This window comes from Peribacillus sp. FSL P2-0133, from assembly GCF_037975445.1.
Classification (GTDB): domain Bacteria; phylum Bacillota; class Bacilli; order Bacillales; family DSM-1321; genus Peribacillus; species Peribacillus simplex_E.
Genome location: NZ_CP150254.1, coordinates 649,241 through 664,981, shown reverse-complemented (window position 1 = coordinate 664,981; position 15,741 = coordinate 649,241). Strand labels below are relative to the sequence as shown.

The 15,741-nt window shown below is 39.8% G+C and carries 12 protein-coding genes; 2 read left to right on the top strand and 10 right to left on the bottom strand.

Features of this window, described 5'->3' with window-relative positions; all coding sequences use genetic code 11:
* Positions 1–16 precede the first annotated feature (16 nt).
* Genes MKY17_RS03210 through MKY17_RS03195 form a run of 4 tightly spaced genes read right to left on the bottom strand, consistent with a single transcriptional unit; the run spans position 17 to position 5,147 of the window.
* Positions 17–1,705, bottom strand: coding sequence for an iron ABC transporter permease (locus MKY17_RS03210; RefSeq protein ID WP_098370523.1), 1,689 nt, complete (start codon positions 1,703–1,705; stop codon positions 17–19).
* Positions 1,702–2,814 (bottom strand): ABC transporter ATP-binding protein, encoded by a 1,113-nt coding sequence (locus tag MKY17_RS03205; protein WP_098370522.1) that lies wholly within the window; start codon positions 2,812–2,814, stop codon positions 1,702–1,704. Before MKY17_RS03205 ends, MKY17_RS03210 begins: the two co-directional genes overlap by 4 nt.
* Positions 2,815–2,829: 15 nt before the next feature.
* On the bottom strand, positions 2,830–3,921 hold the full coding sequence (locus tag MKY17_RS03200; RefSeq protein ID WP_098370521.1) for an extracellular solute-binding protein: 1,092 nt from the start codon (positions 3,919–3,921) through the stop codon (positions 2,830–2,832).
* Positions 3,921–5,147, bottom strand: a complete 1,227-nt coding sequence (locus tag MKY17_RS03195) for an ROK family transcriptional regulator (RefSeq protein WP_098370520.1) — start codon at positions 5,145–5,147, stop codon at positions 3,921–3,923. The genes MKY17_RS03200 and MKY17_RS03195 overlap by 1 nt, the downstream gene beginning before the upstream one ends.
* A gap of 254 nt (positions 5,148–5,401) precedes the next feature.
* Between MKY17_RS03195 and MKY17_RS03190 the strand changes: the two genes are divergently transcribed.
* Entirely contained in the window at positions 5,402–7,909 is a 2,508-nt protein-coding gene (locus MKY17_RS03190; protein WP_098370519.1) for an NEW3 domain-containing protein, read from the top strand.
* 228 nt (positions 7,910–8,137) lie between these two features.
* Here MKY17_RS03190 and MKY17_RS03185 read toward each other — a convergent pair whose 3' ends face one another.
* The 3 genes from MKY17_RS03185 to MKY17_RS03175 all read right to left on the bottom strand — a co-directional run bounded on the left by MKY17_RS03185 (position 8,138) and on the right by MKY17_RS03175 (position 10,355).
* Positions 8,138–8,872, bottom strand: a complete 735-nt coding sequence (locus tag MKY17_RS03185; RefSeq protein WP_098370517.1) for an amino acid ABC transporter ATP-binding protein — start codon at positions 8,870–8,872, stop codon at positions 8,138–8,140.
* On the bottom strand, positions 8,869–9,513 hold the full coding sequence (locus MKY17_RS03180) for an amino acid ABC transporter permease (protein WP_098370516.1): 645 nt from the start codon (positions 9,511–9,513) through the stop codon (positions 8,869–8,871). Before MKY17_RS03180 ends, MKY17_RS03185 begins: the two co-directional genes overlap by 4 nt.
* A 65-nt stretch (positions 9,514–9,578) precedes the next feature.
* Positions 9,579–10,355: a transporter substrate-binding domain-containing protein gene (locus tag MKY17_RS03175; protein WP_098370515.1), complete on the bottom strand. Its 777-nt coding sequence runs from the start codon at positions 10,353–10,355 to the stop codon at positions 9,579–9,581.
* Positions 10,356–10,764: 409 nt separating this feature from the next.
* Between MKY17_RS03175 and MKY17_RS03170 the strand changes: the two genes are divergently transcribed.
* Positions 10,765–11,817, top strand: coding sequence for a potassium channel family protein (locus MKY17_RS03170; RefSeq protein WP_179891014.1), 1,053 nt, complete (start codon positions 10,765–10,767; stop codon positions 11,815–11,817).
* A 188-nt stretch (positions 11,818–12,005) separates the two neighbouring features.
* Here the strand turns inward: MKY17_RS03170 and MKY17_RS03165 are convergent, their stop codons facing one another.
* From MKY17_RS03165 to MKY17_RS03155, 3 genes are all read right to left on the bottom strand, one after another.
* Complete coding sequence (locus tag MKY17_RS03165; RefSeq protein WP_098370513.1) at positions 12,006–13,511, bottom strand: malate:quinone oxidoreductase; 1,506 nt, start codon at positions 13,509–13,511, stop codon at positions 12,006–12,008.
* A gap of 598 nt (positions 13,512–14,109) precedes the next feature.
* Positions 14,110–15,030 (bottom strand): type I pantothenate kinase, encoded by a 921-nt coding sequence (gene coaA, locus MKY17_RS03160; protein WP_098370642.1) that lies wholly within the window; start codon positions 15,028–15,030, stop codon positions 14,110–14,112.
* Positions 15,031–15,205: 175 nt separating this feature from the next.
* A complete protein-coding gene (locus MKY17_RS03155) occupies positions 15,206–15,499 on the bottom strand; it encodes an RNA polymerase alpha subunit C-terminal domain-containing protein (RefSeq protein ID WP_098370512.1) in 294 nt (97 codons plus the stop codon).
* Between the last annotated feature and the right edge of the window lie 242 nt (positions 15,500–15,741).

The following is a 15,741-nucleotide window of genomic DNA, read 5'->3' as shown; positions in this document are numbered from 1 at the left end:
CTTTAAACCTCCAAATTCATAAAGCTTTTTCCGCTTTGATTCCAAAAAACTTGTTCGAAATAAAGAGAACGATTACAATCAGTGTGATTTGAATCATCCCATAGGCAGCTGCCTGCCCCATATTGAACATTCGAAGCTGATTCATGATTTCAATGGATATGGGTCTGTTTGAAATCGTGTACAACAGGACCGAGGTCGGGAATTCCCCCACAGATTCGATAAATGCCAATAATGTCCCTGATAAAACGCCAGGCATAATAATCGGAAATATGACCTTTCTGAAGGTATAAAACCACTTTGCCCCCAAGTTTCTGGCTGCTTCTTCAATCGAATCATCGAGCTGCTCCAGAACGGCGTTAGTCGAGCGGACAACGAGTGGTATATGTCTGATGAAATAGGCAAGAGGCAAAATCCAAAATGTTCCTACCAATATTTGACCAAAGGAAAAAACGCTAGGTTCATTGAATGCGAATATCAAGTTCATCCCTATGACCGTTGCAGGCAACGCCCAAGGAATCATGACTAGAATATCGACAAAGCTTTTCCCGACGAATTTCCGTTTGACAAGCACATAGGACGCTATGACCCCAAACACCAGATTTGCCAACGTTGCAATAACCGCCATCAGTAAACTATTTCGTAACGGTTTGAAGATATTAGGATCTTCAAACAAAAGCCTGTAATTTTCCACATTAAATACTGTTGGATACGTTTGAAATGTCCAGGTTCCATCCGGCACAAGTGAAAGCAAAAGAATCGTAAAGTGCGGTAAAAGCAAAATAATTACGCCAATGATGCCCGTTACGACCATCACCCATTTCATAATCGGGTTCTTCACTTCACTCCTGTGTGCCCCAATCCCTTTCGAAGCCATTCGATAATCTTTCCTATTCTGATACCAACGCATGAATAATAGAAATGAAATCGAAACGATGGATAGAATGACGGATTGAGTAGCGGCAATTTCCATATCACCATTTATTTTCGAAAAATAAATTTGCAGGCTCAACACCCTGTATCCGCCAGCCAATAAAAACGGGGCACTGAATGAAGCCATTGATATCATGAAAACAAGCAAAGAAGCGGCAACGATGGCAGGTGTCAATAATGGAAATGTCACCTTCCAAAAAACCTTGAATTTATTTGCCCCTAAGTTATAAGCAGCTTCTTCAAGGGACGGATCTATTTTATTGATTGCAGCGGATACGGTCATATAAAAATAGACATACATCGTATAGGCATGCACGATAAGGATTCCCGATACCCCGCCAATTTTAAATGGAACTTTATCGAGACCAAACAGATCCTTGATGGCATTCGGGATCAATCCCGATTCTCCATATAAAAACATAAAAGCCATGACCCCTACCAATGATGGAAGGACAATCGGCAAAATCGCTGCTGATGAAAAGAAGCTTCTGCCGGGAAAATCATAACGGTTAAAAATAAATGCGAGCGGAATGCCAATCAAGGCACTGACCAATACACTCAATAAGGATATATAAACGGAATTCCATAGCGCCTCTAGGTTCGTTTTCGATTCCTGCACGAAGAAGTCCTGATAATTTCCAAGGGATATCGTTCCGTCTTTTTGCAGACTTTCGATAAAGGTCCTCAACGATGGGTAGAGAACATACGCTACGAGCACTAATACAACTGGTATAAGGAGCCAAATCGTCAATCTCGTATCACGATTTTTAATCATGGAGCTTCACCGCTTATGATAGGGATAAGACGCAGCTGTTTCTCAGGAAGCTGGACATACACTTCCTTTCCTTGATGAAAGTATCCAAAATCCTGAGTGTTGAAAACGTCGACCCTTAGTAACACGTCTTGAACATCCACCATGACATTCACAACAGATCCAAAGAATTGGACGGAATTTATTTTACCTTTAAAGATATTCATTCCTACTTCGGCTACATCCAGAATTCTGATTGCTTCAGGACGAATCGAAACAGCAAGGTCATCATCAGTCTGTAAGATTGAAATTCCTTCTCTAGCTTGATTTTCTACATTCAATTTAATCGGTTGTTCACTATTTTTAAGAGCAACCACTATATTCTCTTGTTGAACTTTTTCGACTTGAACGGGCAATAGATTAATCTCGCCTATAAAACTCGCCACAAAATCATTGGCCGGCTGATTATAAATTTCTGCCGGCGTCCCGACCTGGTGACATACACCATAATTGAACACAGCGATCCGATCACTCATCGATAATGCCTCAGCCTGATCATGTGTGACATAAATGGTGGTAATCTTATAATCACGCTGCAGCCTTAGGATTTCCACCCTCATTTCATCACGAAGCTTGGCATCCAGATTACTTAATGGCTCATCCAGCAGTAATATTTCCGGTTCGATGACCAGTGCTCTCGCAAGGGCCACCCGCTGCTGCTGTCCTCCGCTTAACTGGCTCACTTGACGATTCGAATAGCTCTCCAGCCTGACCTTTTGGAGAGCATCCAGCACTCTCCTCTTTAAGTCAGCAGAAGAAACTTTTCTCACACGCAAGCCAAACGCTACATTTTCAAAAACAGTCATGTGGGGAAAGAGGGCATAGTTTTGAAAAACCATGCCAGTATTTCTTTTCTCCGGAGGTACACGCGTCATATCTTTGTCGCCAAATCGGACGACACCTTTTGTCGGATAATAAAAACCGGCAATCATCCGAAGCGTTGTCGTTTTACCACAGCCACTTGGACCAAGAAAGGTAAAAAACTCCCCTTCTTTGATTTCCAGATTTAAATGGTCGACAGCTATCGTTTTCCCGAAGGCTTTTTGGACATTCTCTATTTTTATTGACGCCATCCCAACGACACTTCCTTATTCTTTAATTTCTTTATCTCCACTTTTAATATTTTCGTCCCAATATTTCATCCACTCGTCACCTTTTTCCTCGAATGCATTCCAATCAATTTCCATCGCTTTAATTTCTGTTTCCGTGATCCATTCAGGTAAATCCTTCACATCATTTCTGGTCGGAATCCTGTAAAATTCTTCTGCCAAAGTTTTTGCGGCTTCCGGTGAATTCACAAACTCATAAAAGGCTTCTGCCGCTTTTGGATGCTTGGCACCTTCAACGATGGCGATACCTTCTGTCAATACTGGTGTTCCGCTTTCTGGAATGACGAACTCAAATGGATAATTTTTATTTTCCTTAAGCATGACAACATCCGGCATTGCCCAAACGGAAAGTGAACCCTCTCCTTTGGCCACCTTGTTATACATCATTTCCGGGTTTGCTGAATATTCCTTTGTGTTTTGGTCGAGCTTCTTTAACCAGTCATACCCTTCTTTTGGGTCATCTGTATCCTTATACGTACGATAAATCATCGCAGAAAAAATTGTCCTCATCGTTCCGGAGGCTAACGGATAGCGAATGATGATTTCGTCTTTCCACTTCGGATCAAGCAGCTCATCCCAATCTTTCGGTACCTCGTCTTTTGATAGTTTTTTGCTGTTATACATGATGACTTCCGGTGTCTGGCTCGTTCCCGTCCAATACCATTCCGGATCGTGGAATCCTTCATCGAGACTATCGGAATAGCTAGGCTTATAAGCAGCCAGCAGCCCATCACTCTTTGCTTGATTGAAGTTCGTGGAAGGTGCCCCCCACCAAACGTCTGCCTGTGGATTACTTTTCTCTGATCGAACGCGGTCAAGGATTTCCTGAGACCCCATATCAAGCCACTCAACATCAATACCATACTCATCTTCGAACTGTTTTTCGAATTTTGATAAAATATCTTTGCCATGCGGTGAATAAACAACGATCTTATCTTCCAGCTCACCCTTTTTTCCCTTGGCACCGCCAGCATCCGAATTCGTTTTCGTCTCGCCACCGTTACACCCCGAAATCAATAGTGCTGCCGATAAGGCCATTACTGAAACAAGCGACTTTTTCCTATTTTTCATTAATACTCCCCCTCATCACGAAAATTCAAAATGCCATCATGTTCCCTTAAGAAAAGGGAAACCGCTCCAAGTACTCCTGCGTTTTCTCCCAGTTGTGAAGTTTTCATTTCTACTAAACTAGGAAGATATCGATCAACGATCTCCCGAATTCTAGGTAAAATGTATTCAGATGAATTTAAAACACCACCTCCTAAAATAATCACCTCTGGATTTAGTAAACTGGCCGCATTGACAATGCCGCAGGCCAAATGCTCGATGGCTTCATTTATGACGGCCATAGCTGCCGCGTCTCCTTTTTTTGCTGACAAAAAAGCATCCTCCCCCGATAGTTCGGAAGATTTGGCCCGTTCGAATAAAGAATGCTGAGGATCCTTGAGAACCTCCCTTGTAAAATGACTGCCAATCGACTTTCCTCCTGCGACACTTTCCAAATAGCCGTATCTATGGAAAACCGGCTTGAATTCACGCTTCATATCCTCTTTGTCCGTTACCATATAACCCATTTCCCCAGCTGCACTGGAAGCCCCTCTGTATAACTGGTTATTCAAGATGATGCCGCTTCCTATCCCCGTGCCAACCGCAATGAACAGCAAATTCCGCTTATTTTGGGCATTGCCCAGCCACTGTTCACCTAGCGCAGCCGCGTTTACATCATTGTCTAGAAAAATGGGGAAATCAAAATACCGTTTCGCTTCGGCTATGAACGGATATTGTACCCAGCCTAAACTCGGTGCCTCTATTACCAATCCGCTTGCCGTTTGCGTTATACCAGGGATCCCGACTCCCATCCCCAATATCCTGCCTTTCGCAATCTGATTCTTTGCAATTAACCGTTCCGTTTCAATCGCCATTTGTTTAAGAAGCCCTGATTGTAAATAGATGTTAGTTGAAAAACTAGTGTCGGCAAGGATGTTGCCGCTTAAATCACTTAAAATGATTTTCACTTTCGTCCCGCCTATATCGACCCCGATGATATAGGCAGCCTTTTCATTAAAAAATAGCTGGATAGGCCTTCTCCCGCCTTGAGAGGAGGATTCTCCTATTCCTTTCTCAAATACCCATTTCTCCTGTATAAGTTCATCCACAGCCAGAGAAACAGTTGGTTTACTTAGCTGAAGCTTAACGGCGATTTCAGCTCTTGAAATGGGCGAACATTCCTGGATGCATTGAATGATTCTTTTTTTATTGACATATTTTTGATGACTGGGTGGTCTTTTAAAACTCATCACATCACGGCCTTACATCATTTAGTTAGTAAATCTTCCTAATTAAGTAAAAATATAACTTAAAAAAATCCAGCATACAAGTTATTTTTCAGAACTTTTAAAATGTTCAATTTTTAATAGTTACTTCGCATCATTTACATTTATACCCATTAGTGCTATTTATTAGATAAGTTTTTTTATCTGGTTAGTTAGAAAATATTACTAACCTACATTTTTTTTAGGTCTTTTATAAAATGAAGGGGGTTAAAAGAATAATGAAAAAAGCTTTGTTATCGTTGCTTTCCCTTTTGTTGGTCCTTGCATTATTGCCGCTTGGAGGTAGCGCTGCAATTCCTGAGGAAGCTAACGTTGAGTTATGGAATGCGGTCAAGCCGCTCGAGACGACCGTGACATTCTTGAACAGCGGTGCCCATCCGGATGATGAACGCAGTGACTTTCTCGCTTATCTCTCGAGAGGGTTAGGGGTTAAGACATCCAGCCTGATTGCAAACCGTGGTGAAGGAGGACAAAATGAAATTGGGGATGAACTGGACAATGCCCTTGGAATCATCCGTTCGAGGGAAATGATAGAAGCTGCAAAAATCACCGGGGTTAAGGCCTATCATCTAAGTGAAACAACCAGTGATCCCATTTATGATTTCGGCTTCTCGAAAACACCAGAGGAAACATTGGAAAAATGGGGCGAGGAACTCACCTATGAACGCCTTATCCGCTTTATTCGAACGTATCAGCCGGATATATTGATGCCATCCTTTCAAAATGATGATACCCAGCATGGACATCATCGAACAATGACAATCTTAAGTGAACGTGCTTTTAAGGATGCCGCAGATCCAACTGTTTTCCCGAAACAATTGAAACAAGGTCTATCGGTATGGCAAGTGAAAAAATTATATTTACCTGTTTCCTCCGCAGATCAAGCAACCACTTCCATTGAAATCGGTAAATATGATCCAATATACGGCATGACTTACCCTCAGCTTGGAGAACAATCCCGCTATCTGCATAAAAGCCAAGGCATGGGTTCCGATATCCCTGCAGCACCTCGCCAGGTCCATCTGGATTTAAAGCAAAGTGCCGTTGATACAAAAAACAAGTCGGATCTTTTTGCAGGTGTACCTTATAATTTCGCTGAATGGGCTGAAAAACTCCCTCACTCGTCTTCAAAATTAAAGGCAGAATTTAAATACCTGCAAAGGAATTTGGACGCCGTTATTGCGGCTTATCCCAATGAAAAACGTGTTTTTTCAACATCCCAAAATGCTCTTTCCAAAGTTCGTTCAATTACTGCGCAAGTCAAAAAGGCAAAGCTAAGCCCTGCCATTAAGAACGACTTGCTCCATAAACTCTCATTAAAAGAAGAGCAATTACAAAACGCCAGTTATGTCTCTTCAGGACTGGATGTTCAAGCTAAAGCAGCCTCAAACATTCTTACGAAAGGGCAAAGTACAAATGTAACCGTAACGGTTAAGAATAATGGGAAACAAACATTGAAAAAAGTCACTGCTACATTGAACGTGCCTAAAGGATGGCAGACTAAAACAAAATCTAAAGATGTCAATCTGGCACCTAATAAATCAGCAACGATCACCTACAAGGTTGAAGTCCCTAAAGATGCCGCCTATTACCATGCCTATGATGAATCAACCATTACAACGAGCATTTCTTATAAATACGGCAGCACAAAAACAGCAATCAAGGAAGAAGTGGGCGGAACGATCGCTGTCCTTCCCGACGTTGGCCTTACCCTATCACCTGAAGATATCGTCGTAAATACAGCTGATGTAAAAGAAGAAGTCCCAGTGACCGTAACCTTGAAAAACTATACAGAAGGAAAAGCATCAGCAAAGGTCGCTTTAAAAGTCCCTGAAAACTGGGGGGTTCAACCAAAAAATACCACTGTATCGTTTAATGAAAAATCAGAAGAAAAACAAGTGAAGTTCACCCTCAGACCGCCGAAGACAATTCAAAATGGTGAATATCATGTTAAGGCTGCTGCTACTGTCAATGGGAAAACCTTTGATTCGACCATTCAGGAAATTTCCTATGACCATATCGGAACATTCTATTACCAATACCCAGCAGCTATCAACACCGTTGCATTTGAGCTTTTGAAGCCAGCTTCATTAAAAGTGGGGTACATTGAAAGCGGATTCGATAAAGTGGCAGATTATTTGAGCAATGCAGGCCTGAACATTACGAAGTTAACTGCAGCCGATTTAGCTGAAGGTGATTTAAGTCAATATGACACGATCGTTACAGGCATCCGTGCTTATCTATCAAGGGAAGATTTAAAGGCAAATAACGCGCGCTTACTTGAATATGTGGAAAACGGCGGTCATCTTGTCGTTCAATACCATAAACCGGGTGATGGATGGGATGCCCTGAAGACAGCTCCATATCCCCTTACCCTCGGGAATCCTTCCATCCGCTGGCGGGTAACCGATGAAAACGCCAAGGTAAACGTCTCGAAACCAGAATCGGCTCTCTTTAACTATCCAAATAAAATAACAAGTGATGACTGGAGCAATTGGGTCCAAGAAAGAGGATTGTATTTCCCAATGGAATGGGATGAACGGTTTGAAACATTCATTTCCATGGCCGATCCAAATGAAGAACCATTTGATGGTGGAATCCTTATGGCTAAATACGGTAATGGCACCTACCTCTACACAAACCTTGTCCTATACAGGCAAATTCAAGGCCAGGTTCCAGGCGGATATCGAATCATGACGAACTTGATTAGTTACGGTGCAAAGTAAATAAGAAAAAACCTATGCATGTGGCGAATGCATAGGTTTTTTTTGATGCTTGCCCGATGATTTCATAAACATGCCTGACTGATTCCTGCTCAAAAAACAAAAAAGTTATGCACAAAGATAAGGAAAAGACTGATGCGTTTGGGTTTCCCCTCATTTGCCGCATTCCTTTGTCCCCACTTTATGCACAACTTCATTCATGATGTACCATGATCTCTTACAGTCATCCCGTTAAAGCACTTTGCTCAAGAATGCTTTCGTTCTTTCATGCTGAGGGTTACCGAATAATTCATTCGGTTCATTTTCTTCCACGATATACCCTCCATCCATGAATATGACCCGGTCCCCGACTTCCCGGGCAAAGCCCATTTCATGCGTAACGACGACCATTGTCATACCTTCCTTGGCAAGTTGTTTCATTACCTCCAGAACATCGCCGACCATTTCAGGATCAAGGGCAGAAGTCGGTTCATCAAATAGCATGATTTTCGGATTCATCGCTAATGCCCTTGCGATGGCGACCCGCTGTTTTTGTCCGCCGGAAAGTTCCCCTGGATAGCTATTTGCTTTTTCCTTAAGGCCAACCTTATCCAATAACTCAAGCGCCAATCTTCCTGCTTCCGCTTTATCCGTGGCACGAATTTTAATAGGGCCCAAGGTTATGTTCTCAAGGACGGTTTTATGGGGAAATAGATTGAAATGTTGAAAAACCATTCCAACTTCTTGCCGGACTTTGTTTATATTGATTTTCCTTTTAGGATCGGTTATATCATGTCCATTAATGACCACATCACCGCCCGTAACTTCCTCAAGGAGATTCAGGCAACGCAGGAATGTACTCTTTCCAGATCCAGAAGGGCCTATTACGCAAATTACTTCCTTTTCCTGCACTTCTGCATTAATATCTTTTAAAACCTCGACAGTTCCAAATGATTTTCTCAGGTTTTTTACAGTAATGATGCTCATCGAACTTGTACCCTCCTTTCTATGAAATTAGCAATCAGGGTTAACAAATAGATGATGATAAAGTAAATCACACCAACGGCCAGCCAAATCTTGAATGCTTCAAAGGTTGCCGAAGCTTGAATCTGACCTTGCTGGGTTAAATCGGCTATACCAATGACGGATAATAGCGAAGTGTCTTTCAAGCTGATGATCGATTGATTCGTAATGGTAGGGAGCATCCTTCTAAAGGCTTGCGGCAGCACGACATACCTCATTGTTTGAGTACCCGTGAACCCGATGGATCTTGCCGCTTCCGTTTGTCCTTTATCGATGGATTGTATCCCCGCCCTTATTATTTCAGCAAAATATGCCCCTGCATTGATTGCAACGGTAATTATTCCAGCTGTTGTACTGTCCAAAGAAATCAAGTTCAGTGAATTCACACCAAAATAGATAAAGAACAACTGCACGATGAACGGTGTCCCTCGTATCGCATCCACATAAACCTTTGCAATCCAGTTCAAGATTTTGATGGGGGCAAGTCGCAGCAAAGCCACCACTAAACCAATCAAAAAACCTAGGATAATGGCAATCACAAAGATATAAAGTGTCACCTGAAGTCCTTTTAATAAAATAGGCAATGCCGCAACAATTATATCCATTTCTTTCACCCCTTTGAAAAAGAAAGCGCGCCATAAGCGCGCCTATCGAGATTTAATCTATTGTTTTATTCACCAAGATACGTTTTAATTATTTCATCATACGTGCCGTCTTTTTTCAGATTGGCAAGACCATCATTTATTTTCTTCAATAAATCCTCGTTTTGCCCTTTCAATACAGCAATTCCATATTGGTCACCATTCAAACGGTCACCTACGATTTTCAACCCAAGATCTTTTTGGGCAATCGCATAGGAGATTACCGGGTAATCTTCTATAAGAGCATCCGCATTACCGTTGGCCACTTCCTGGAACATCGCTGGACTATCATTGAATTGAACTACTTTAATTCCTAGCTTAGTAGCATTATCCTGTGCATACTTAGCACCTGTTGTCCCTTTTTTGACTGCAATGGTTTTTCCTTTAAGATCTTTAACAGTTTTAGTGCTTGTATTATCTTTTTTAACAACTATTGTTAATCCTGCATCAAAATATGGTGTTGAGAAATCTACTACCTTTTTTCTTTCCTCTGTAATGCTCATGCCCGCAATGGCCACATCAAGCTGATTGGCTTGCATAGCCGGAATGATGCCGCCAAAATCCATCGGAGACAATTTGATTTTAAAATCCTGGTCTTTCGCAATTGCATTGATCAATTCTATATCAATACCTTTATATTCGTTCCCCTCTTTAAATTCAAAAGGAGGATAAGTCGTATCCACACCAACCTTATATACCTTTTCAGGTTCCTTTTCCTCACCTGCATTTTTTTCTTCATTGGTTCCACAAGCCGAGATAAAGATAGTTAGAATCAAAAACATACTCAATAAACCAAGTTTCTTCATTCAAATCACTCCAATTCTTAGATTATACGTGATAATAAATAATTCTCCCTATAATATAGCATAAGAATAAAGTATTATAATATGAATTTTTAGAATATATATTATTTTCTTTAAATAATTTTTATGGATGTTTTTCCTAATATTGTTTCAGTGATGGAAAATCAAAAAAGGATATGGAAACCTTCACTATAAGAATAGCCGATCATGCCATCAATGCCTGTAAAACAAGACCATTAGAGGGCGGTTATATTCTAGTTTATGAGCGTCCAAAAGTTAATTGATTTAGGTTTTTTCTTATGCAACTAAAGGGGGATTTCTTATTAGGGATGACTAACTTACGTTTAATTAATTGTTAAATTGGGGAAATATAAATTTAATCAATGATGACTTGAAAACTAGGATGGGTATGATGAGGATTACGGTAAAAAAAATAATATATTACCTGATTAAATTAAGAGGTAGAATCTTTATACCATTTGCCATTTTATATATATTACTTGCTGCGTATGTTGCTTATTCTATAGAGCCACAGACGTTCAAATCATATTTAACCTCAGTTTACTGGGTTCTTACAACGCTTGCTACGGTTGGTTTTGGAGACTATGCACCGGTCACCGATCTTGGAAAAGCATTTACTATTGGTCTTTACATCACGGGTATTGGGCTTGTTAGTCTTTTTATTGGAAAAATCATTAAATCTGTATATCTTATCGAAAAACGTAAAGTTGGTGGAAAAATGAAATATACAGGTAAAAATCATATCATTTTGATTGGATGGAGTGATAAATCAAAATCAGCACTCCAAGAAATTTTTAAATCTGATGAAACCATTGACATTGTAATCATCGATAACTTGGAAAAAGCTCCTATGTTGGAGGAGCGTCTGTTTTATGTTCGCGGGGATGCTACCGATGAAGAAACATTACTCCGTGCAAATCTGCCTAGAGCAAAAGGCGTTATCATTTTTGCTGACCAAATAACACAAGATAATTATGCTACAAAAGACCCATTACTCGTCGATGGAAAGACATTATTAGTTGCCACTGCCATAACGGCCATTGAGGAAAAAACGAGTACGTCCATTCATGTCACCGCCGAAGTGATCAATCAAAAGCATATTCGTTTATTCGAGCGTGTAAAGGTGGATGAGTTTATTCCTACACAAGAAATGATCTCCCACGCAGCAGTACGATCATTATTTTCTCATGGAGTCATCCATATGTATTCTGAACTTATGAGCACTAAGTATGAAGAAACCATGTATGAGATTTCTAAAAAAGATGAATGGAAAACCTATCGTGATGCGTTCATAGATCTACTTAATAAAGGAGCCACACTGGTAGCAGATCGTGGTGATCTTAACATAAACCAAAAATTAGATGAACGAATTCCTGACGATGCACAGCTTTTCGTCATTTGCGATAAAGAGACCATTTCCCAAATAAATTCAAATACACATTAGAATCTTTGGGGATGCTATAATAGCATCCCTTATTGATTTTTCTTATTAAACTATACTGCGCCTTTAGTCAAACCTTCCCTTTCGAAGTAAGCATCCTTATTTGAATAAGCTTCAAGACAAAAAAGAACCTTCAATCAAAGATAGATTAAAGGTTCTGTTGTTTTTAATTTCAATGCCACTTCCAAAAATTAACTATAAACTAGCTCTTTTTTTTTGCTTAGACCAAGCGTCTCTGAAGTTGAATTTTGAATTTCGTTCAGAAGCTCTGGATTTTCCAATAGTGACTCTCCATAAGAAGGAATCATTTCTTTAATTTTTGGTTCCCACTCTTTCATACGTTGCGGGAAGCATTTATTAATTACCTCAAGCATAACGTGAACAGCAGTAGAAGCACCTGGAGATGCACCTAGCAATGCTGCAATCGAGCCATCGGATGCACTGACAACTTCCGTACCAAATTGAAGTGTACCTTTGCCGCCTTCTGCAGTATCTTTGATAACTTGTACACGTTGGCCAGCTACTACTAAATCCCAATCCTCGCTCTTAGCGTTCGGGATGAACTCTCGTAACTCTTCCATGCGCTGTTCTTTCGATAACATAACCTGCTGGATCAGGTACTTTGTCAATGGCATCTCTTTTGCGCCTGCCGCCAACATAGTTAAAACATTATTCGGTTTTACGGAAGTTATTAAATCGAACATTGAACCTGTTTTTAGGAACTTCGGTGAGAAGCCCGCAAATGGTCCAAATAGCAACGATTTTTTATTGTCGATAAAACGTGTATCAAGATGCGGAACAGACATTGGCGGTGCACCAACTTTAGCTTTTCCGTATACTTTTCCATGATGCTGCTCAACAACTTCAGGATTATTACATACCATGAAGTATCCGCTTACTGGGAATCCGCCGATATGTTTCCCTTCAGGAATACCGGATTTTTGCAGCAAATGCAAGCTTCCGCCCCCGCCTCCGATAAAGACGAATTTAGCATTATGGCGTTCTACGCTACCAGTATCGACATTACGCACTTTTAATTCCCATGAGCCATCGCTGGCACGTTTAACATTATCAACACTATGTTTATATTTGATATCGACGTTTTTAGTCTTTAGATGGTCAAACAACATGCGTGTTAAAGCACCAAAGTTAACGTCTGTACCGTAATCAATTTTTGTTGCCGCTATAGAATCATTCGATGGACGGTCTTGCATAATAAGTGGAATCCATTCCATCAGTTTTGCTGGGTCATCGGAATACTCCATACCTTGGAACAGAGGATTTTTTGACAGCGCTTCAAAACGTTTCTTTAAGAACGCTACATTTTTATCCCCTTGTACCATACTCATATGAGGCAATGGCATGATAAAGTCTTGCGGATTATCAATCAGCTTACAGTTTACAAGATACGACCAAAACTGCAATGAAACTTGGAACTGTTCATTAATTTTAATTGCTTTGCTAATATCTATAGATCCGTCAGATTTTTCGGATGTATAGTTAAGCTCGCACAGTGCAGAATGTCCCGTACCCGCATTATTCCATTCGTTAGAGCTTTCTTCTCCTGCGTTTGCAAGCTTCTCAAATACTTTGATTTCCCATTCCGGTGCTAACTCTTTCAGTAATGATCCCAAAGTCGCGCTCATGACTCCGCCGCCAATTAAGATAACGTCTGTTTGTTTCTGTATGTTGCTCATTATAACCTTCCTTATCCCCTATATTTGCAAAAAAGATGTAGGCGCTCCTGTTTAGGTGTCACCAAAAGCCAGGCATGAACTAGGAACACACCTTTTCTGTCTCCTTATAACTATATCATAATCTATTATTATTATTTCATAGATTAAAATATTCTACTATTACTTTTTTTGCTAGAAAATTGATTTTGTGAAGAAATTAGCTTAAACTTATCCGCCATGATAGTCGAAGAAAAAGATTTCTTCAGCAGATTGCCCTTATTGAAGGAAGAAACTGTTAGTGAAATAATATTGACACATCAGAAAAAGTAACGAAAATACACATTTATTGACAAAATCGGAAGTGAAATTAGAAGTTTCTGTAACCATTTCCCGAAAAAACAAGGACCTTCCTGAAATTGCTAAACTACTACCTTTTTAACTTGGATCATAAATTTCACCCAATAATTAGATATTATAACAATACCAATAATTACTGATAATTAAACCAATATTAGGTACGGTCATTGAATATATTCCTAATTTTAAGACTTATTGCATAGTCCCTTAAAAATGAAATTTTATCCTTTATTGTTATTACAAAAAAACATTATTTAAGTTTTCATTTTCGCAAATAGATATTTTCAGCTTTGTGATCTGATCCTTTTTTTAAAACGAGTTTTGCCCGTCCTTTTGTCGGCAGTATATTTTCATGTAAATTTTTCAAATTAATTTCTTCCCAAATTTGGGTCGCTTGTTTAATGGCTTGTTCTTTAGACAAGTCAATATAACGATGAAAATAGGATTCGGTACTTTGAAATGCGGTCTTTTGAAGTAAAAGGAACCTTTCAACATACCACCGCTCTATGTCATTTGCGTCTGCATCTACATAAAGTGAGAAATCAAAAAAGTCACTGACGAATACTTGATTCTCCTTATCAACTTGAAGAACATTAATACCTTCCACTATTAAAATATCCGGATTACAGATAGTCTGCACTTCATTTGGCAAAATGTCATACTTCAAATGTGAGTAAATTGGAACTTCCACTTTATTTTTTCCCGCTTTTACATCCCCGATAAGATTAATTAATTTTTGAGTGTCATAACTTTCAGGAAACCCTTTTCTTTTCATCAGTCCTTTTTCTTCTAAAAGATCATTTGGGTACAAAAAACCGTCGGTAGTGACAAGACCTACGTTTCTATGATTATCCCATCTAGATAATAAGGTCTGAAGTAACCTTGCTGTCGTACTCTTTCCTACAGCAACACTCCCTGCAATTCCAATGATATAAGGTACTTTTTTATCATTAGTTTTTAGAAATGAAGAAGTGGATGTATTAAGCTGCTGAGATGCTTCAACATATAAATTGATTAAACGAGTCAAGGGCAAGTAAACCTCTTCTACTTCCTGAATGGATATTTCTTCATTTATGCCTTTTAAGTTATCCAATTCTTCTTCAGTTAAAGGAAGAGGGGTATGGTTTCGCAAAGATGCCCACTTTTTTCGATTGAATTCATAATAGGGAGTATAGGAACTCATGTTTTTCGCTACCTCACTTTTTAGAGTTACTATCAGTTTAACAAGGATGATGTCCATAAAAAAAGAGTTCCTGACCCCTTATTTACATAAAGACCCTATGACTTGATAAAGAAAATGAATGTATGGAACCAGCTGGCATAAAAGGCGTTCCTGCATGATTAAACATTATAGGTGGTTAATCTTTGAATGATAACCCACCTGCCTCCAGAGCATCCCTAAGTTTAGGTAAAGAAGCTGGTCCCATACCGTGAAACTTCAAAATCTCTTTTTCACTATATGTTGATAGCTGATGCAAAGAGGTTATCCCGTTATTTTCCAATGCTCGTCTGGCTGGTGCCGAAAGCAATGAAAGAAATCCGGTGTCAGGTTTGCGTTCTTGCTCACATACAGGGCAGGTCGGACAGTCGCTGGATTTATAGTATTTGTGACCCTTTTCGCAAGTCCTCAAATTCTTCTTTGAAGTTGTCATTGTCAATGTCTCCTTTTCTTATGATTTTTAACATTCTATCTTAAGAAGTAATAACATCGCAGTTATCTTACGCTAAACTTTTGCGGAAACGTATCCTGATGTCACTAACTAGATTGCCCTGACCTTTCTCCATTCATCATAGCCCAGAAAGCTTTTAATTAACTAAGGGAGCCCAACAAGAACCATTACTTACTGTTTTCAATTGCTTCTCGGGATATATCCAAGGTCACTATACACCTCAT

Coding starts and splice junctions, on each gene's coding strand:
- MKY17_RS03210 (WP_098370523.1), bottom strand. CDS start 1,705: ATGATTAAAAATCGTGATACGAGATTGACGATTTGGCTCCTTATACCA.
- MKY17_RS03205 (WP_098370522.1), bottom strand. CDS start 2,814: ATGGCGTCAATAAAAATAGAGAATGTCCAAAAAGCCTTCGGGAAAACG.
- MKY17_RS03200 (WP_098370521.1), bottom strand. CDS start 3,921: ATGAAAAATAGGAAAAAGTCGCTTGTTTCAGTAATGGCCTTATCGGCA.
- MKY17_RS03195 (WP_098370520.1), bottom strand. CDS start 5,147: ATGAGTTTTAAAAGACCACCCAGTCATCAAAAATATGTCAATAAAAAA.
- MKY17_RS03190 (WP_098370519.1), top strand. CDS start 5,402: ATGAAAAAAGCTTTGTTATCGTTGCTTTCCCTTTTGTTGGTCCTTGCA.
- MKY17_RS03185 (WP_098370517.1), bottom strand. CDS start 8,872: ATGAGCATCATTACTGTAAAAAACCTGAGAAAATCATTTGGAACTGTC.
- MKY17_RS03180 (WP_098370516.1), bottom strand. CDS start 9,513: ATGGATATAATTGTTGCGGCATTGCCTATTTTATTAAAAGGACTTCAG.
- MKY17_RS03175 (WP_098370515.1), bottom strand. CDS start 10,355: ATGAAGAAACTTGGTTTATTGAGTATGTTTTTGATTCTAACTATCTTT.
- MKY17_RS03170 (WP_179891014.1), top strand. CDS start 10,765: ATGAGGATTACGGTAAAAAAAATAATATATTACCTGATTAAATTAAGA.
- MKY17_RS03165 (WP_098370513.1), bottom strand. CDS start 13,511: ATGAGCAACATACAGAAACAAACAGACGTTATCTTAATTGGCGGCGGA.
- coaA (WP_098370642.1), bottom strand. CDS start 15,030: ATGAGTTCCTATACTCCCTATTATGAATTCAATCGAAAAAAGTGGGCA.
- MKY17_RS03155 (WP_098370512.1), bottom strand. CDS start 15,499: ATGACAACTTCAAAGAAGAATTTGAGGACTTGCGAAAAGGGTCACAAA.